At 41.8% G+C, this 19,862-nt stretch carries 16 protein-coding genes; 13 read left to right on the top strand and 3 right to left on the bottom strand.

Annotated features, from left to right (window positions below; all coding sequences use genetic code 11):
• Positions 1-10: 10 nt before the first annotated feature.
• Complete coding sequence (gene ytrI, locus BA1_RS04215) at positions 11-514, bottom strand: sporulation membrane protein YtrI (protein WP_008356075.1); 504 nt, start codon at positions 512-514, stop codon at positions 11-13.
• Entirely contained in the window at positions 511-852 is a 342-nt protein-coding gene (gene ytrH / locus BA1_RS04210; protein WP_008356072.1) for a sporulation membrane protein YtrH, read from the bottom strand. The genes ytrI and ytrH overlap by 4 nt, the downstream gene beginning before the upstream one ends.
• A gap of 137 nt (positions 853-989) precedes the next feature.
• On the opposite strand from ytrH, the gene dnaE reads away from it, so the two are divergent.
• From dnaE to BA1_RS04175, 7 genes are all read left to right on the top strand, one after another.
• Entirely contained in the window at positions 990-4,325 is a 3,336-nt protein-coding gene (dnaE, locus tag BA1_RS04205; RefSeq protein WP_008356070.1) for a DNA polymerase III subunit alpha, read from the top strand.
• A 141-nt stretch (positions 4,326-4,466) separates the two neighbouring features.
• Positions 4,467-5,699: an NADP-dependent malic enzyme gene (gene ystJ, locus BA1_RS04200; protein WP_008356068.1), complete on the top strand. Its 1,233-nt coding sequence runs from the start codon at positions 4,467-4,469 to the stop codon at positions 5,697-5,699.
• Positions 5,700-6,004: 305 nt separating this feature from the next.
• Positions 6,005-6,880, top strand: a complete 876-nt coding sequence (accD, locus tag BA1_RS04195) for an acetyl-CoA carboxylase, carboxyltransferase subunit beta (RefSeq protein ID WP_008356066.1) — start codon at positions 6,005-6,007, stop codon at positions 6,878-6,880.
• Positions 6,865-7,842: an acetyl-CoA carboxylase carboxyl transferase subunit alpha gene (accA, locus tag BA1_RS04190; protein ID WP_008356064.1), complete on the top strand. Its 978-nt coding sequence runs from the start codon at positions 6,865-6,867 to the stop codon at positions 7,840-7,842. Before accD ends, accA begins: the two co-directional genes overlap by 16 nt.
• A gap of 339 nt (positions 7,843-8,181) precedes the next feature.
• Complete coding sequence (gene pfkA, locus BA1_RS04185; RefSeq protein WP_008356062.1) at positions 8,182-9,141, top strand: 6-phosphofructokinase; 960 nt, start codon at positions 8,182-8,184, stop codon at positions 9,139-9,141.
• A gap of 27 nt (positions 9,142-9,168) precedes the next feature.
• Complete coding sequence (gene pyk / locus BA1_RS04180; protein WP_008356060.1) at positions 9,169-10,929, top strand: pyruvate kinase; 1,761 nt, start codon at positions 9,169-9,171, stop codon at positions 10,927-10,929.
• 98 nt (positions 10,930-11,027) lie between these two features.
• Positions 11,028-11,417: an FxsA family protein gene (locus tag BA1_RS04175; RefSeq protein WP_008356057.1), complete on the top strand. Its 390-nt coding sequence runs from the start codon at positions 11,028-11,030 to the stop codon at positions 11,415-11,417.
• 24 nt (positions 11,418-11,441) lie between these two features.
• Here BA1_RS04175 and ytvI read toward each other — a convergent pair whose 3' ends face one another.
• Positions 11,442-12,560 carry a sporulation integral membrane protein YtvI gene (gene ytvI, locus BA1_RS04170; protein WP_008356055.1) on the bottom strand — a complete coding sequence of 373 codons (1,119 nt, stop codon included), beginning with the start codon at positions 12,558-12,560 and terminating at the stop codon, positions 11,442-11,444.
• A gap of 100 nt (positions 12,561-12,660) precedes the next feature.
• On the opposite strand from ytvI, the gene BA1_RS04165 reads away from it, so the two are divergent.
• The 6 genes from BA1_RS04165 (at position 12,661) to pnpS (ending at position 19,661) form a co-directional block, all read left to right on the top strand.
• Positions 12,661-13,125, top strand: coding sequence for a DUF441 domain-containing protein (locus tag BA1_RS04165; RefSeq protein WP_008356053.1), 465 nt, complete (start codon positions 12,661-12,663; stop codon positions 13,123-13,125).
• A 374-nt stretch (positions 13,126-13,499) separates the two neighbouring features.
• Positions 13,500-14,618: a citrate synthase gene (gene citZ, locus BA1_RS04160; protein WP_008356051.1), complete on the top strand. Its 1,119-nt coding sequence runs from the start codon at positions 13,500-13,502 to the stop codon at positions 14,616-14,618.
• A 147-nt stretch (positions 14,619-14,765) separates the two neighbouring features.
• Positions 14,766-16,037, top strand: a complete 1,272-nt coding sequence (gene icd / locus BA1_RS04155) for an NADP-dependent isocitrate dehydrogenase (protein ID WP_008356049.1) — start codon at positions 14,766-14,768, stop codon at positions 16,035-16,037.
• Between the two features lie 34 nt (positions 16,038-16,071).
• A complete protein-coding gene (gene mdh / locus BA1_RS04150; protein WP_008356047.1) occupies positions 16,072-17,010 on the top strand; it encodes a malate dehydrogenase in 939 nt (312 codons plus the stop codon).
• Between the two features lie 187 nt (positions 17,011-17,197).
• Positions 17,198-17,926 carry a response regulator transcription factor gene (locus BA1_RS04145; RefSeq protein ID WP_008356045.1) on the top strand — a complete coding sequence of 243 codons (729 nt, stop codon included), beginning with the start codon at positions 17,198-17,200 and terminating at the stop codon, positions 17,924-17,926.
• A complete protein-coding gene (pnpS, locus tag BA1_RS04140) occupies positions 17,919-19,661 on the top strand; it encodes a two-component system histidine kinase PnpS (protein ID WP_008356042.1) in 1,743 nt (580 codons plus the stop codon). The genes BA1_RS04145 and pnpS overlap by 8 nt, the downstream gene beginning before the upstream one ends.
• Positions 19,662-19,862: the final 201 nt, after the last annotated feature.

Genomic DNA, 19,862 nt, shown 5'->3' with positions numbered 1-19,862 from the left:
ACATCATCATTTATTCAGCAAATGAAATCCGTACTTCAAGTGAAAGCTTCGTATAAATCGTTAGCTCTGTGACTTTGGCGCGGTATGCCTTTTCCCTAATCGTATATTCTTTATTTTCCACTGTCCGCTTTAACAGCTCTTTTGTTTTATAGACACTTTCAATATCCTTTGTAATGACCTCTGAGATATCCTCTTTGACCTGTTCTTCAAACTTTAGCGTATCTGGCTCAGGGATTTTATACTGCTCACGATTGACGAGATGAACGTCTATGCTTTGGATCAGCAGCCGCTGCTTATTGTCTTCATTTAATTTATGCAGATCTTCCCGATAGAGTGTGATTTGTTCTTTCAGACTGTCCATATGGTGCTGCTGGCTTCTGAGGAGCGTCACCTGCTTTTCCTGAAAGATTCCATACGTAAAAAGGAAAATCAGCCAGCTGATAATCGCGCCGAACATCATTCCAGCAAAAAAACGCTGCCAGCCTGGACGTTTATACAGCTCCGGCACCCTCATGATGACACATGCTCCTGGGTGAGCCATGTAATAATGAGATAGCCCGTTTGTGCCCCGCCCATAGCAGAGACAATCAATAAAATCTGCTTGAAAATATCACGCGTGTTCCCTTCAAAAATACCTCTTTCAAAGCTATAGACGGCATCAAATGTTCCGCCGATTGCGGCGACAAGCGCCCAAATTTTTAAGCGATTGGCCAGACTTGAAATGATTGATAGTGGCGGCTGACCAGATAAATATGCACCTACACCGCCTATAATGGCACCGCCCAAAATGACCCCCAGTGCGATAAAGTAACAACTAATAAAATTCGGAATAAAGGCTTCCTTCACATCCATTTTTTCCACCTCACTCTATTCAATATATGGCGTTTGCTGGACAAGTATGAACGGGCGAAAAAGAAAGAACATTTGTTTCTCACCGCATCGCGTTTTATAATGAAAGAATGAATTTAGACGAAAGGAGTGGATTAAGCATGTCTTATGTTCATCTTCAGGTCCACAGTGGATACAGCTTGTTGAGCAGTGCTGCTAAGGTCAAGGAGCTCGTACTGAAAGCGAAAGAACTTGGCTATAAAGCGCTCGCTCTTACCGATGACCATGTGATGTATGGAACGGTTGAATTTTATAAGGAATGTAAAAAACATGGCATCAAGCCGGTAATCGGTTTAACAGCTTCTGTCTTCATAGATGAACAAGAGACAGAGGCTTATCCTTTGGTGCTCCTTGCAAAAAACAATGAAGGCTATCAAAATTTGATCAAAATTAGCAGTGTGCTGAAATCAAAGTCAAAAGCCGGCTTAAAAGAGAACTGGCTGAAAGCCTATCATCATGGACTTATTGCTATCACACCAGGTGCGAACGGCTATATTGAAACGCTGCTGCAAAATGATCAGCTAGAAGAGGCGCAGGATGCGGCCAGCCATTTAAAAAGTATTTTTGGTGAGGAGCATGTGTATTTAGCGGTTCAGCCATTTCAGCAAGACGAAGAGCTGTCTAATCAGCTGCGGGAGGTCTCAACAAGGGTGAATATTCCTCTTGTAGCGACGGGTGACGTCCACTACATCAATCGAGAGGACAAAACCGCATACACATGTTTGAAGGCCATTAAAGCCGGACAGCAGCTATCAGAAATAGAGGAAGACCGAGGGGAAAAGCATTTCAGATCAATAGAAGAAATGATGGAATGGTATGCGGATGATCCAGAACTGCTGACAAGAACGGTCGAGATCGCAGACCGCTGTGAAGTCGATTTAAATCTTGGACAGACAAAACTGCCAACCTATCCGACTCCTGATCAATCAACAGCCGATCAGTTTTTACGCAAAGTGTGTGCAGAAGGCATGGAGCGAAGAAAAATTGCTTCAAATGAAACGTATATCAAAAGGCTTGAGTATGAGCTGAGCATTATCCAAAAAATGAATTTCAGTGATTATTTTCTCATTGTGTGGGATTTTATGAAGTATGCTCATGACCAAGGCATTGTGACAGGTCCAGGACGGGGATCAGCAGCAGGCTCTCTTGTTGCTTATGTTCTGTCGATTACCGATGTTGATCCGATCCGTCACGGACTTTTATTTGAACGGTTTTTGAATCCGGAACGAATCAGCATGCCGGATATTGATATCGATTTCCCTGACACGAGAAGAGATGAAATCATTGCTTATGTCAAAAACAAATACGGGGACATGCATGTAGCGCAGATTATCACGTTTGGGACGCTTGCCGCAAAAGCAGCCTTAAGGGATGTCGGACGTGTGATGGGAATTGATTCAAAGGCAGCAGACCGCCTTGCAAAGCTTATCCCATCCAAGCCAGGGACGACGCTGAAAGAAGCGGTGGCCACCTCTCCTGAATTAAAAACGCTGCTCCAGCAATCCGAAGAGCTTCGAAAGGTCTTCCAAACCGCGTTAAAGGTAGAAGGTTTGCCTAGACATACGTCGACACATGCAGCCGGCGTTGTACTAAGCGAGGAGCCGCTCACACAAGTCGTGCCTATTCAAGAAGGCCATGATGGGGTGTATTTGACGCAATATGCAATGAATTACTTAGAAGATCTCGGACTTTTAAAAATGGATTTCTTAGGATTAAGGAACTTAACCTTAATTGAATCCATTAAAAACCAGATTGAAAGACAGGAAAACGTCCACATTCATTTTAGTGATATATCGTATCAGGACCAAAAAACGTTTGAATTGTTATCGGCGGGAGATACGACAGGGATTTTCCAGCTTGAATCACAAGGAATGCGTCAGGTGCTAAGACGGCTGAAACCATCCAGTCTAGAAGACATCGTGGCAGTCAATGCCCTATACCGCCCAGGTCCGATGGAGAATATCCCGCTTTTTATCGACCGAAAGCATGGCAGAGTCGAAGTCTCTTACCCTCATCCAGATTTGTATGACATTTTAAAGGACACATACGGAGTCATTGTCTATCAGGAGCAAATCATGCTGATTGCAGCCAAGATGGCAGGCTTTCAGCTGGGAGAAGCCGATCTTTTAAGAAGAGCCGTTTCAAAGAAGGATAAAAAGGTGCTTGATGAACAGCGAAGCCGTTTTGTTGAAGGATGCCTAAAAAAGGAGTATCCTGTTAACATTGCAAATGACGTTTATGACCTAATCGTCAAATTTGCAAACTATGGTTTTAATAGAAGCCATGCTGTCGCATATAGCATGATCGGCTTTCAGCTTGCTTATTTAAAAGCGCATTATCCGTTATATTTTATGTGCGGACTTTTAACGAGTGTGATTGGAAATGAAGACAAAGTGGCTCAATATTTCTATGAGGCAAAGGAAAAAGGGATCTCTGTGTTGAAGCCTTCTATTAATAAGAGCGAATTTCCATTCACGGTTGAAAAAGGGGAGATCCGCTACAGCTTAAGAGCGATCAAAAATGTCGGAGTGTCAGCTGTAAAGGATATATACAGAGCAAGACAGGAAAAGCCGTTTGCAGATTTATTTGATTTTTGCGCAAGGGTATCACCAAAGAGTGTTAACCGAAAAACGATCGAAGCGCTCATTTTTTCAGGGGCAATGGATGAGCTTCATCCAAATCGTGCTTCGTTATTAGCATCGATAGATATTGCGTTAGACCACGTGTCATTTTTAACACCTGAGGATCAGCTGGACTTTCTTGGGGATACCACCTTCTCCATTAAGCCAAAATATGCTGAGATAGACGAGTTGCCGCTTGTCGACCTCTTGCAATTTGAAAAAGAGGCACTCGGGTTATATTTATCAAATCACCCAGTACAAGCGTATCGAGATCGTTTGAGAGAGAATGGTGCAGTGGAAATCATCAGACTTTCTTCTTATATGAAGCGAAAAATCTCAATGGGTGGTCTTTTGACAAAGGTGAAATCGATTCGGACAAAAAATGGACAATCGATGGCATTTGTCACATTTGGGGATGAAACAGGAGAAATGGAAGGCGTCGTCTTTCCAGAGCAATTTAGAAAGCTGTCCCCCTTACTTGAGGAGGGCGCAATGCTGTATGTCGAAGGCAGAGTAGAGGCCAGAAACGACAGCAGTCAAATCATCGTGCAGGAGGCTGTTCTGCTTGAAGAGATGGGCACAAAAAGAAAAGAGTCTGTCTACATTCGAGTCAAAGAGGAGAACCATACGCAGGAGCTGCTTGAGCAAGTAAAACGAGTGATCTCCATGCACAGCGGAGAAGCAGATGTCTATTTGTATTATGAAAAGCAAAAAAAGACGATGAGACTTCCAGATGCATACAAAGTTCATGCAGATCATGCCGTGATCTTCCAGTTAAAAGAGCTGCTCGGTGAACAAAATGTTGTAATTAAATGATGACAAATCGTCTGAATACGTTTTACAATTTCGCCTATTGTGTTATCATTTTAAAGATTCTGTGTATTTAAAACTGCCAGTATGTGCTTATCAACTTAGCAATTCATTAAATCAATTTCCAGTTGAAGGAGTGTTCATTACATGTCATTAAGAGAAGAAGCATTACATATGCACAAAGAGAATCAAGGCAAACTCGAATCAAAATCAAAAGTACAAGTGAAAAACGCGAAAGACTTAAGCTTGGCTTACTCACCGGGTGTTGCTGAACCATGTAAAGATATTTATGACGACACAAGCAAAGTGTATGATTATACAATGAAAGGCAATATGGTCGCTGTTGTGACAGACGGAAGCGCTGTTTTAGGGCTTGGAAACATTGGTGCAGAAGCATCTCTTCCAGTGATGGAAGGGAAAGCTGTATTATTCAAAAGCTTTGCAGGCGTTGATGCATTCCCAATCGCGCTTTCCACAAACGATGTAGACAAAATCGTTGAAACAGTGAAGCTTCTTGAGCCAACGTTTGGCGGTGTGAACCTTGAAGATATTGCAGCTCCTAACTGCTTCATCATTGAAGAGCGTTTGAAAAAAGAGACAAACATTCCTGTTTTCCACGATGATCAGCACGGAACAGCGATTGTGACAGTGGCAGGACTTGTGAATGCCCTTAAACTGTCTGGAAAATCAATGTCTTCAATTAAAGTGGTTGCAAACGGCGCTGGAGCAGCAGGTATTGCGATTATCAAACTTCTTTATCATTTCGGTGTACGTGATATCATCATGTGTGATACAAAAGGCGCTATTTATGAAGGCCGCCCAAATGGTATGAATGCAGTGAAAAACGAAGTAGCTAAATTCACGAACCAAGACCGTAAAGAAGGTTCTTTAGAAGAAGTCATTGAAGGCGCAGATGTCTTCATCGGCGTTTCAGTAGCAGGTGCTTTAACAAAAGAAATGGTAGGAAAAATGGCAAAAGATCCTGTGATCTTCGCAATGGCTAATCCAAATCCAGAGATCATGCCAGAAGATGCACATGCAGCAGGTGCAAGTGTTGTAGGAACTGGTCGTTCTGACTTCCCAAACCAAGTGAACAACGTACTTGCATTCCCAGGTATTTTCCGCGGAGCGCTCGATGTACGGGCAACACATATTAACGAAGAAATGAAAATTGCAGCTGTTGAAGCGATTGCTTCTCTTGTATCAGATGAAGAATTGACAGCAGAATATGTCATTCCTGCACCATTTGATGCACGCGTAGCACCAGCGGTAGCAAAAGCAGTAGCAAAAGCAGCAATGGAAACGGGTGTTGCAAGAATCAAAGTAGACCCAGAAGCTGTTGCAGAAAAAACAAGAAAATTAACGATTATCGGCGAGTAATCGAACTGGAAAAGTGTGCACGTTCTTTCTGAATTTGGATGAAAAACGTGCACCATTTCCTCTCTTATGTGAAATTTTTTTCATCCGGAATGAGATTTTTTTGTAGACGTTCACAATTCAAATATATCAACTGCTCAGCGCCCCAAACCTATACTCATTTCTCATCAATTCCCCCCTGAAAAAATTGAATGAAGGATGACAGCGTTTGACAAAAAAAGTACAATAGTTTCGGTACAGTTATGACATGTCCTATAATAGTGGATGTGCGTGTAAAGAAAAAACCCTTCAAAAAGGGAGGTAGTCATTTGTCAATCAAGAACATTTTCAGTAAAAAGAAAAAGTATGCATCTGTACCCTCTGAACAGGCAAGTCAAGATGTGCCTGAAGGCATCATGACCAAATGTCCGCAATGTAAAAAAATAATGCTCACCAAAGAACTAGATAAAAATTTACGTGTTTGTATGAATTGCGGCAGACATTTGCAAATGAATGCAAAACAGCGTATTGAAAGCCTTGTAGACGAAGGCACATTTGAAGAATTTAACGGACACCTCATTTCTGAGAACCCGCTCGGTTTCCCAGGCTACGAAGAAAAGCTTGAGAAAGACAGAGAAAAAACTTCTTTGAATGAAGCCATTGTGACAGGTAAAGGTGAAATTGAAGGCCAAAGTGTTGTGATCGCTGTCATGGATGCCACATTCCGTATGGGCAGCATGGGCTCGGTTGTGGGTGAAAAGATCACACTGGCGATCGAGAAAGCAAAAGCGGACAAGGTGCCATTTATTATCTTTACTGCATCTGGAGGAGCAAGAATGCAAGAGGGTATTCTTAGTCTGATGCAGATGGCCAAAACAAGCTCAGCATTAAAGCTGTTCAGCGAGGATCAAGGTTTGATTATCTCAGTGATGACGAACCCTACAACTGGCGGTGTATCAGCTAGTTTTGCGTCTCTCGGTGATTACAACTTTGCAGAGCCGGGAGCATTGATTGGTTTTGCTGGCCGCAGAATCATTGAACAAACCATTCGTGAAGACCTGCCAGAGGACTTCCAAACGGCTGAATTTTTATTGAAGCATGGTCAGCTCGATGCTGTGATCCACCGTGCCGACATGAAAGAAACATTAGGCCGAATCTTAGCATTACACAGCACAGGAGGTGAACGAGAGTGGCTGGAGAACTAGAATTTGAAAAACCTGTCATTGAACTTCGAGCAAAAATTGATGAATTGAAAAAGCTCACACAAAATTCAGAGATGGATTTAAGTGCGGAAATTGAGCGCCTTGAAACACGTCTGAGTAAGCTTGAAGCGGACATTTATACAAATTTAAAGCCGTGGGACAGAGTACAAATTGCTCGTCATGCGATGCGCCCAACAACTCTCGATTACATTCAAGAGCTGTTTGACAACTTTTTCGAATGTCATGGTGACCGTTTCTATGGCGATGATGAAGCCATCGTTGGAGGAATTGCTACGTTTAAAGGGCTTCCTGTCACAGTTATTGGCCATCAGCGCGGAAAAGACACAAAAGAAAACTTGCGCCGTAATTTCGGGATGCCTCATCCAGAAGGTTACCGTAAAGCATTGCGCTTGATGAAACAGGCAGATAAATTTAATCGCCCTATCATTTGCTTTATTGATACAAAAGGAGCTTATCCTGGTAAAGCAGCTGAAGAACGCGGACAAAGTGAAGCAATTGCGAAAAACTTATTCGAAATGGCAGGACTTCGTGTACCGGTTGTCTGTATTGTCATTGGAGAAGGCGGAAGTGGCGGGGCACTGGGCTTAGGCGTAGGAAACCACCTATTCATGCTAGAGAACTCAACGTATTCAGTGATTTCACCTGAAGGTGCAGCAGCACTGCTCTGGAAGGACTCGTCACTTGCTAAAAAAGCTGCAGAAACAATGAAAATTACCGCTCCAGACCTAAAAGAATTAGATATTATAGATGATGTTATTAAAGAAGTGCAAGGTGGAGCACATCGAGACGTGAAACAACAAGCAGCCTACATGGAAAAAACATTGAAACAATCACTTTCATCTTTGCTCAAACTTTCGCCTGAAGAATTAGTCGAACAAAGATATCAAAAATACAAAGCAATCGGGAAAGTCTCGATTGAAAATCAATATATTGGGGTAAACTAAATAAACGTACAGCCTTTTGGCTGGCGTTTATTTTTTTCGTCTTTTTCATGAAACACCCCCTTATGTAAGCGCTATTTGAAAATAATTTTCTTTTGTTTTCATAAAATTTGAAACGTCTAAAAACCTTGATATAATAAGGTTTAGAGCACTTGAACTGACTAGTTGCTCAAAGATTTGCTTTCATATCTTTCTTAACTTTTGTTTAAAAACAGTTTATTTAATTGTATAATAAGGACGGTTTTAGAAATTCATATTGAAAACATCTGGTTTGGCTCATGATTGTTTTCAAGCAATGGAAATGGTATGTTTAATTCATATATGGTCTCTGAGGTGAAAAAGATGAAGCGTATAGGAGTTTTAACGAGCGGTGGGGATTCCCCAGGAATGAATGCAGCTGTGCGCGCAGTTGTAAGAAAAGCAATTTATCATAATGTTGAAGTTTATGGTATTTATAATGGATATTCAGGTCTAATTAACGGTAAAATTGAGAAACTCGAAATAGGTTCGGTAGGCGATATCATTCATCGTGGAGGAACAAAACTTTACACGGCAAGATGTCCTGAATTCAAGACAGTTGAAGGCCGTGAAAAAGGGATTGAAAACTTAAAAAAATTCGGTATCGAAGGACTTGTTGTCATCGGTGGAGATGGCTCATTCATGGGAGCGAAGAAATTAACAGAGCTCGGTTTTCCATGTGTAGGTGTCCCGGGCACGATTGATAACGATATTCCAGGTACTGATTTCACTATTGGCTTTGATACGGCACTTAATACAGTGATTGATGCCATTGATAAAATTCGTGATACAGCCACATCTCATGAACGTACATACGTAGTTGAAGTAATGGGAAGACATGCTGGAGATATTGCCCTTTGGTCAGGTCTTGCGGGCGGAGCCGAATCCATTTTGATTCCTGAGGCAGACTATGACATGGACGAAATTATTGCCAGGTTGAGAAGAGGACATGAGCGCGGCAAGAAGCACAGTATCATCATCGTAGCAGAAGGCGTAGGCAGCGGTGTTGAATTTGGTAAGCGAATTGAAGAGGAGACAAGCCTTGAAACGCGTGTATCTGTCTTAGGGCATATTCAGCGCGGAGGTTCTCCAAGTGCGTTTGACCGAGTGCTGGCAAGCCGTTTAGGAGCGTATGCAGTAGAACTTCTTCTTGAAGGAAAAGGCGGACGCTGTGTAGGCATTCAAAGCAATGAACTCGTTCACCACGATATTTTAGAAATCTTAGATAAAAAACATACAGTCGATCAAAATATGTACCGACTTTCACAAGAGCTCTCTATATAAAACGAGAAGACCTTAGGAGGAACAGTAATGAGAAAGACAAAAATCGTTTGTACAATTGGTCCAGCAAGTGAAAGCATTGAAAAGCTGACTGAATTGATTGAAGCAGGAATGAATGTAGCCAGACTAAACTTCTCACATGGAGATTTTGAAGAGCATGGTGCACGCATTGAAAACATTCGTAAAGCAGGTAAAGCATTAGGCAAGGACATTGCGATCCTTCTTGACACAAAAGGTCCAGAGATCCGTACACGTACAGTTGAAAACGGCTCAATTGAGCTAGTCGCTGGTGATGATCTTATCGTTAGTATGGAAGACATTGTTGGGAATAAGGAAAAAATCAGTGTGACATACGAAGATTTAATTCATGATGTAGAAGTGGGTTCAACGATTTTATTAGATGATGGTCTTATTGGTTTAGAGGTAAAAGAACTGAACATGGACCGCAAAGAAATCGTCACAAAGGTCATGAATACAGGCACCCTCAAAAACAAAAAAGGTGTGAACGTACCAGGAGTCAGTGTGAACCTGCCAGGTATTACAGAAAAAGATGCCAATGATATTCTGTTTGGAATTGAACAAGGCGTCGATTTCATCGCAGCTTCTTTTGTTAGACGAGCTTCTGATGTTCTTGAAATTCGTGAGCTGCTTGAAAAGAATAACGCAGCTGACATTCAAATCATTCCGAAGATTGAAAACCAAGAGGGCGTTGATAACATTGATGAAATCCTTGAGGTATCAGACGGCTTGATGGTGGCACGTGGAGATCTTGGTGTAGAGATCCCGGCAGAAGAAGTACCGCTTGTTCAAAAAATGCTGATCAAAAAATGCAATCGTTTAGGCAAGCCTGTCATCACAGCTACTCAAATGCTGGACAGCATGCAGCGTAACCCGCGCCCAACTCGAGCGGAAGCAAGTGACGTGGCAAATGCCATTTTTGACGGCACAGATGCCATTATGCTTTCTGGTGAAACAGCAGCTGGGACATATCCAGTGGAAGCTGTTCAAACGATGCATAACATTGCATCACGTTCAGAAGAAGCACTTAACTATAAAGCCATTCTTTCTCGCAGAAGCGAAGAAGTAGAAGTCAGTATTACAGATGCCATCGGTCAATCTGTAGCACATACAGCGATGAAGCTTGATGTGGCAGCGATTGTGACACCGACTGAGAGTGGTCATACAGCGAGAATGATTTCAAAATATAGACCAAAAGCACCAATCGTTGCAGTAACAGCAAACGAATCAGTGGCTAGAAAGCTATCTCTTGTCTTCGGTGTATTTGCGAAGAGCGGATCAAATACGTCTTCTACAGATGAAATGCTTGAGAATGCAGTAGAAAAGTCAATTGAATCTGGCTATGTAAGACATGGCGACCTGATTGTCATTACAGCTGGTGTGCCAGTTGGCGAAGCAGGTACAACGAACTTAATGAAAGTGTATGTTGTTGGCGATATCATTGCGAAGGGTCAAGGAATTGGCCGCAAATCTGCATTTGGACCGGTTGTCATTGCACAAAGCGGAAAAGAAGCAGACGAAAAAATGTACGATGGTGCGATTCTTGTAGCAAACTGCACAGATCGTGATATGATGGGTGCTTTAGAAAAAGCTTCTGCCCTTATCACTGAAGAAGGCGGTTTAACAAGTCATGCAGCAGTCGTTGGGCTCAGTCTTGGCATTCCGGTGATTGTTGGTCTTGACAGCGCAACAACACTTCTAAAAGAGGGCGAAGAAATTACAGTAGATCCATCACGCGGAGCGATCTACAAAGGCCGTGCAAGCGTCCTTTAAATCACACTCGAGGGGAGTTGTCTGACTCCTCTCTTTTTTTATGTTACACTAAAAAAAGCAACAGCTTTCGATGAAAGAGACCCCATGAGGTGATATGGTTGAAAAAATATTTTCTACTATTATTCATTCTGTTTCCCGCAGTGGAAATTAGTTTATTTTTAATCTCAAGTAAAATCATTGGCATTTTACCAACGATGCTAGTCATTGTGCTGACAAGTGCACTAGGTGCTTACTTTGCAAGAAAACAAGGAATGGAAGCATTCCAAAAAGTGCAACGAGATTTACAATATGGCAAGATGCCAGGGGCAACCATTGTTGATGGTTTCTGTATTCTTATCGGCGGATTACTGCTGCTCATTCCTGGATTTCTATCAGATTTGATTGGGGCTTTTCTGCTCATTCCGGTGACGAGAAAACGGATCAAGCCGCTCTTTGAGCGCTGGCTTAGAAACATGTCCAATCGCAATCGTTATACGATCATTCGTTAAAGAGACCTGCAGCTGAGGTCTCTTTTACTTTTGCATACCATACCGAATGTACTGATAAATTTCGCTGAAAACACCAGCATTACGAAACGCCTGCCACACGACAAGAGAAGCGGGACCTAGAGCAAGTCCTAGAAAACCAAACCATTTTAATCCAACAAATAGCGCCACAAGTGTTGCTAAAGGATTAAGCCCAATCGATTTACTTAAGACTTTCGGCTCTGATATTTGTCTTTGAATGAGCACCACGATATACAAAATGCCTAGCCCGATGGCAAGTGAAAGATTTCCTGTCATGGCGGAGTAAATGATCCACGGAAGAAAAACAGTACCGCTGCCGATGTAAGGAAGTAAATCGACAAGTCCAATACAAAGAGCGATCACAATCGCATGCTCGACCTTTAAGATGATCAGCCCAATCAGCACAATACCGATGGTCATGGCAACGAGCAGAAGCTGGGCTTTCATAAAGCCAGTAATGGCTTTTTTGATTTCAGATAAGATTGCGCGTGTATGCAGCATCCACTTTGCGGGAAAGATACGGGCACCATATTTTTTTAATGTAAACCAATCTTTTGTGATAAAAAAAGTCGCCAGTGCGGAAAATAAAAGAGTCGCTGCTGCATCAGGCAAAAGACCTAAAAAAGCCGGAATGAATTCAAGTGTTTTTGAAAGAAGAGCTCCGACTTTCGCCGCTGCTTCGTCGCCAAGCGCTTGAATTTGTCCCAAAATAGACTCCTTTTGACCAGCTTGAAGTGTATTAAATTGAGCAGTCAAATCATGATATAAAGGTAGAATTTTATCAGTGAAAAACCGTTCCACAATACTGACCATTTGATCAAGATGGCCAGGTAGAACCTTTGCTAAATAAGCACTTCCTGAAATGATTTCCGCCACTAAAAGCGTCATGAAACCTGCTGCCGCCACTAAAAAGAGCAATAGCACAATGATGACGACAAAACCTCTTGGCATCCCGGTCATTTCTTCTATTTTACATACGGCTGGATGAATCAAACATGACAGGGCAAGTGCAATCCAAAATGGATATAAAAACGGAAAAGACTGATATAAAAAGACAACAGCAAAAACGGCAATGCTGATGATCATCAAACTGCGCAGAAAAATGGCCACATAGGTGTGATTCACACAATCCCCTCCAAAAAACAAGCATGTCCGATACTTCATTTTATTCAAAAAGATTAGTAATATGAAAAGGTCGCAATAAAAAGAAAGGAAGTGGCGGCATATGTTGACACAAGCCAATTTATTTTTGGCTCTTTTACTCGTTATTGCACTCATTGCGAAGAACAATTCGTTAATTTTAGCGGTTTCTGTGCTGATTGTGATTAAGCTCATGGGCCTGGATCAAAAAATTTTCCCGGTTCTGCAATCTAAAGGCATCAATTGGGGTGTAACCATCATTACAATCGCTGTACTTGTACCGATTGCAACAGGTGACATTGGATTTAAACAGCTTGGAGAAGCGATGAAATCTTCCTATGCTTGGATTGCACTTGGAGCGGGTATATTAGTAGCACTGATTGCAAAAAACGGCATTGTGCTACTCGAAAATGATCCCCATATTACGGCGGCGCTTGTATTCGGTACCATTTTGGCCGTCAGTTTATTCAAAGGTGTGGCTGTCGGTCCGCTGATTGGTGCAGGAATTGCCTATTTGGCGATGCAGGCTGTGAAATTTTTCAGCGGATGAAAAGAGAGTGGCGTATGTCACTTTCTTTTTTATTTTTTCTTACGCGAGCTTTTGCAAAAAAACATAATTAAATATATTAAAAGTAGCAAAATCCCTTTATTCCATGCCCTAAACGGCAGGCTGGAAAAAAAATTATCAAAAAAAATTATAGTTAAACATTTAACAAATGTCTGATTATTGTTTATAATGGGAATAGGCTTAATTTTGAACTCATTGATCACATAGGAGAAATGAGGTTAAAAGCGCTCTAACCATATAGGTAAATGTAAGCATTTTCTTTTTTGAACCTGCCAGCATATTCAGGTTGGATAGCGCTTTCAAAAAGCGAGAATTCTGCAACAAAGGGGAATCTTTTTAAAAAGGGGAGATTGAACATGACAGCAACAAGAGGTCTTGAAGGTATTGTGGCAACAACTTCATCCGTAAGCTCAATTATTGATGATACTCTTACTTATGTAGGGTACAATATCGATGATTTAACTGAAAAAGCTACATTCGAAGAAATTGTCTACCTGTTATGGCACTTAAAGCTACCGAATGAGCAAGAGTTGAGTGAGTTAAAGCAGCAGCTCAATGAAAATGCTCATATTCCGCAAGAAATCATTGAGCACTTTAAATCTTACTCGATGGATGGGGTTCATCCAATGTCTGCGATTCGTACAGCCGTATCCTTACTAGGTTTACTAGATGACGAATCAGAGATTATGGACAAAGAAGCGAATTACAGAAAAGCCATTCGATTACAGGCGAAAATTTCTGGACTTGTCGCTGCATTTTCACGCATTCGAAAGGGACTTGAGCCTGTACAGCCAAAAGAAGAGTACAGCTATGCTGCGAACTTCTTGTATATGCTAAATGGTGAAGAGCCATCACCAGTAGAAATTGAGGCAATTGATAAGGCCCTCATTCTACATGCGGATCACGAATTAAACGCCTCGACATTTACAGCGCGTGTATGTGTTGCTACACTATCAGATATCTACTCTGGTGTAACAGCGGCTATCGGTGCGCTTAAAGGACCACTTCATGGCGGCGCCAATGAAGGCGTAATGAAGATGCTTTCAGAAATTGGCGAACTTGAAAACGTAGATTCATATATTCATGGTAAGCTAGAGAAGAAGGAAAAAATTATGGGCTTTGGCCACCGCGTATATCGTAAAGGTGACCCGCGTGCAAAGCATTTAAAAGAAATGAGCCAGCGTTTAACAAACCTCACAGGCGAGCCGAAATGGTATGAAATGTCTGTTCGCGCAGAGGAAATCGTGACATCAGAGAAAAATCTTCCACCGAATGTTGATTTTTATTCTGCTTCTGTCTATCACAGTCTTGGGATTGATCATGACCTGTTTACACCTATTTTCGTGATCAGCCGATTCTCTGGATGGATTGCTCACATTTTAGAGCAATATGACAACAACCGTCTGATCCGTCCAAGAGCTGAATACATTGGGCCTGATCTTCAAACGTTTGTTCCGATCAGTGAAAGAGACTAATGTTTATAGAATAAGCGGAGGCTGATCCAAACAAACCCATCAGCCTCCATATCAACAAAAAATGAATCATGTGAAAAACTTCTTCGCTTGCAGACATCAAGCCAAGAAGTTTCAAATATTCACTACATAATCTGGGAGGTAATATCATTGTCACAAGGCGAAAAAATTACAGTTACTGGCGGCGTATTGAATGTACCAAATAATCCAATTATCCCTTTTATCGAAGGGGACGGAATTGGTCCTGACATTTGGAAAGCAGCATCAAGAGTTCTTGAAGCCGCTGTTGAAAAAGCATATAAAGGTGAAAAGCAAATCACTTGGAAAGAAGTATATGCAGGTGAGAAAGCTTACAATAAAACTGGAGAGTGGCTTCCAGAGCAAACGCTTGAAGACATTCGTGAATACTTAATTGCCATCAAAGGACCACTGACAACACCAATTGGTGGTGGAATCCGTTCATTGAACGTGGCACTAAGACAAGAACTTGATTTATTCACATGCTTACGTCCAGTTCGCTGGTTCAAAGGCGTACCATCTCCTGTGAAACGTCCAGAAGACACAGATATGGTTATCTTCCGTGAGAACACAGAAGATATTTATGCAGGGATCGAGTATGCAAAAGGATCAGACGAAGTGAAGAAGTTAATCGACTTCTTGAAAAACGAATTAGGTGTGAATAAAATCCGTTTCCCAGAAACTTCAGGTATCGGAATCAAACCAGTTTCTGAAGAAGGAACATCTCGCCTTGTCAGAGCAGCTATTCAATATGCAATCGACCAAGGTCGTAAATCTGTGACACTTGTTCACAAAGGAAATATCATGAAATTTACAGAAGGTGCCTTCAAAAACTGGGGCTACGAAGTGGCTGAAAAAGAGTTTGGCGACAAAGTCTTTACATGGGCACAATATGATCGTATTGTAGAAAAAGATGGAAAAGACGCGGCAAACAAAGCGCAAAGTGAAGCAGAAGCTGCTGGGAAAATCATTGTCAAAGACAGCATTGCAGATATTTTCCTTCAACAAATTTTAACTCGTCCAGCTGAGTTCGATGTTGTGGCAACAATGAACTTAAACGGAGACTACATCTCTGATGCACTTGCAGCACAAGTGGGCGGAATTGGTATCGCACCGGGTGCGAACATCAACTACGAAACAGGACACGCTATCTTTGAAGCAACTCACGGAACAGCACCAAAATATGCTGGTCTTGATAAAGTGAATCCGTCTTCTGTTCTTCTATCAGGCGTGCTTTTACTAGAGCACCTTGGCTGGCAGGAAGCAGCTGATCTCGTGATTCAATCTGTTGAAAAAACAATTGCTTCAAAAGTCGTCACGTACGATTTTGCTAGATTAATGGATGGCGCAACAGAAGTGAAGTGTTCTGAGTTCGCTGACGAGCTCATCAAAAACTTGTCTTGATTCTTAAACTTTAAAGTTAAAGGGGAAAAGGGAAATGGCAAACAAGCGTAAAAAAGTATCTGTCATCGGAGCAGGCTTTACTGGAGCCACTACAGCATTTCTAACAGCTCAAAAAGAATTAGCGGATGTCGTATTAGTTGATATCCCGCAGCTTGAAAACCCGACAAAAGGGAAAGCACTTGATATGCTGGAAGCAAGCCCTGTTCAAGGCTTCGATGCGAATATTACAGGAACTTCTAACTACGAAGATACAGCCGGTTCTGATGTAGTGGTCATTACGGCAGGAATTGCAAGAAAGCCGGGAATGAGCCGTGACGACCTCGTGTCAACAAATGAAAAAATCATGCGCAGTGTGACACGCGAAATCGTCAAATATTCTCCAGAAGCGATCATCGTTGTGTTAACAAACCCAGTTGATGCAATGACATATGCAGTTTATAAAGAATCAGGATTACCAAAAGAAAAGGTCATCGGACAATCAGGCATTCTTGATACAGCCCGTTTCCGTACATTCGTTGCACAAGAACTAAACCTATCTGTTAAAGATGTGACAGGATTTGTTCTTGGCGGGCATGGCGACGACATGGTTCCGCTTGTTCGTTACTCTTATGCAGGCGGTATCCCGCTTGAAACATTGATTCCTAAAGATCGAATTGATGCGATTGTGGAAAGAACAAGAAAAGGCGGCGGTGAAATCGTCAACCTATTAGGTAACGGTAGTGCGTATTATGCACCTGCTGCTTCACTCGTTGAAATGGTTGAGGCCATCTTAAAAGATCAGCGCCGCGTCATCCCAACGATTGCATACCTTGAAGGTGAATATGGCTACGAAGGCATTTACCTTGGTGTTCCAACAATCGTAGGCGGAAACGGCCTTGAACAGATCATTGAGCTTGAACTGACAGAAGAAGAAAGAAGTCAGCTTGATCGCTCTGTTGAGTCTGTTAAGAACGTCATGAAAGTATTGTCTTAATATGAATAAAAAAGAAGACTTCTCTTAAGGGGAGTCTTCTTTTTGTTTACAAAATAAATCTTGTCGAAATTTTAAATTGTCCTCTTGTTAAGCTTTCGTTAAAATGAAAGAGAAAGCATGACTTCTCGCTTTTCACATAAGATACAAAAAAACGGATGCAGGGGAAATCACTAATTGGAGGCACAACATGAATAAAAAAATATTAGTTGTGGATGATGAAGAATCGATTGTAACACTTCTAAGCTATAACCTTGAAAGGGCGGGCTACGATGTCGTCACAGCAAGAGACGGAGAAGAAGCGCTTGAAAAAGCGGCAAGTGAACAGCCTGATCTCATTGTGTTAGATTTAATGCTTCCGAAGATGGACGGCATTGAAGTGTGCAAGCAGCTGAGAATTCAAAAAATGATGTTCCCTATTTTAATGCTGACAGCAAAGGACGATGAATTTGATAAGGTGCTCGGCCTTGAACTTGGAGCCGATGATTACATGACAAAACCGTTCAGTCCTAGAGAAGTGGGTGCTCGGGTAAAAGCGATTTTGAGAAGAGCGCAGCAATCTCAACCTGCCCCTTCGCAAGAGGAGAAGGAAGAGATCATTGCAGACCAAATGAAAATTGGTGAACTGCGCATTTTACCCGAACATTACGAAGTCTATTTCCAAGAAGAACGTCTGGAGCTCACGCCAAAGGAATTTGAACTGCTGCTTTATTTGGCTAAGCATAAAGGCCGTGTCCTCACGCGTGATCTATTGTTAAGTGCGGTTTGGAATTATGACTTTGCAGGTGATACTCGTATTGTGGATGTACATATCAGCCACTTGCGGGACAAAATTGAAAAAAACACAAAAAAACCAACATATATTAAAACCATTCGTGGCTTAGGCTATAAATTGGAGGAGCCAAAGGCAAATGAGTAAAATTAGAACCCGCCTGTTTTCTGGGCTCATTTTTCTCCTTTTTATTGTGTTTGTCGCACTTGGCCTTTTCTTGGATCATATGTTTCATGTTTTCTATGAAACAAAATTAACGCAGCGAATGGAAAAAGAAGCAAGCTTTCTCCTTTCTTCAATGAATGGGGATGACCTGAAGGCAAAGCAGAACCAGGAGATCCTCAATCAAGCCAAGCAGCATCTCGATATGAATGCGTCGATTGTGGACGTGAAGGGGAATATCATACATACAACGGGTCAAGCAGAGCAAAGAGCTATCATTCAAAACACGCTGAAAAATGAACGCCTCCAAACAAAAGGAACGGTTATTGATGATGAGAAGGATGCGCTTTTTCATTATGCAGTCCCTATTATGAAACAAAACGAGCCGGCGGGATATTTATTTCTCCATGCCTCATACCAGCCTTTAAATGAAATTGACGGCCAGCTCTGGCTTGCATTAGCCTTTTGTCTTGGCTCGGCTATCGTGATCATCGTCTTTTTTGGCTACCGCATGTCGATGAAGTATGTGAAACCGATTGATTATGCCACCAAGGTAGCCAAACAGCTTGAACGTGGGAACTATGATACGAATAACTATGAAGAGCTGATCATTGAAACAAGTGAACTCAATACATCCATGAAGCGTCTGGCAGAAAGCCTTCAAGACATGACAAGCGCTGGTGAAATGCAGCGAGATCGTCTGCAAACAGTCATTGAAAACATCGGAGCAGGGATTATTTTGATTGATAAGATGGGCTATATTCACTTGGTCAATCGAACCTTCCGTAAGCAATTTAAGGTGCAAAAGCATATTTACATGCACAAGCTGTATCATGAAGCCTTTACACATGAAGAGGTAATTGAACTAATTGACGAAATTTTCATGACAGAAACCAAAGTACGCAAGTTTCTGCGTCTTGCTGTTGACATCGAGCGCCGCTATTTCCAAGTCGATGGTGTTCCGATCTTAAGTACAGATGATGAATGGAAAGGAATTGTCCTTGTGTTTCATGATGTGACAGAAACAAAGCAACTAGAACAAATGCGAAAAGACTTTGTCGCTAACGTGTCACATGAATTAAAGACACCGATTACATCTATTAAAGGATTTTCCGAAACGCTTCTCGATGGAGCCATTGATGACAAAGAAGCGCTGACAGAATTCCTTTCAATCATCTTAAAAGAGAGCATCCGTTTAGAAACGCTTATTCAAGATTTACTAGATCTCTCTAAAATTGAACAGCAGCATTTTAAGCTGAATATTCAAGAAGCCAATGCTTCAGAAATCATTCAAGAGATTGAAGTGCTGCTAAAACAAAAGGCTGCAGAAAAAGGCATTCAATTACAAGTACGTGTCCCAAAAGAGCCGGTCTATGTCATGGCAGACCCGCTGAGATTAAAGCAAATTTTCCTCAATCTCGTCAACAATGCCCTCACTTATACACCGGAGGGAGGAAGTGTCACGATTACAGCGAGACCGATGAAAAACAGCTGTGAATTTGATATAGCAGATACAGGGATCGGAATGAAAAAAAGTGAGATTCCAAGAATATTTGAGAGATTTTATCGGATTGATAAAGATAGAAGTAGAAACTCTGGTGGTACAGGGCTTGGCCTTGCGATTGTGAAACACCTTGTCGAGGCGCATGAAGGGACGATTTCTGTCCATAGCAAACAAGGCAAAGGGACGACGTTTACAGTGAGTTTGAAGGCAAAATAGAGTAAAAAGGAAAGTGACGTCAAAATTTACATGATCTTTACAATGAATTCATGTTTTGTTAAACAATCATTGGTAGGATGAATAGGAACCCCTTCATCCAAGGAGCCAATTTTGGAAGGACGAAAACACTTGTTGTTTTCGTCCCTTTTTTTATGCAGGCTCGTCTATTTTCTTTTCAAAATAAACTTTGATAAAATGAAC

The sequence above is a fragment of the Bacillus xiamenensis genome (genome assembly GCF_000300535.1).
In the GTDB taxonomy this organism is placed as follows: domain Bacteria; phylum Bacillota; class Bacilli; order Bacillales; family Bacillaceae; genus Bacillus; species Bacillus xiamenensis.
The sequence above is the reverse complement of the archived record's forward strand: the minus strand, read 5'-3'. Positions and strand labels throughout refer to the sequence as shown.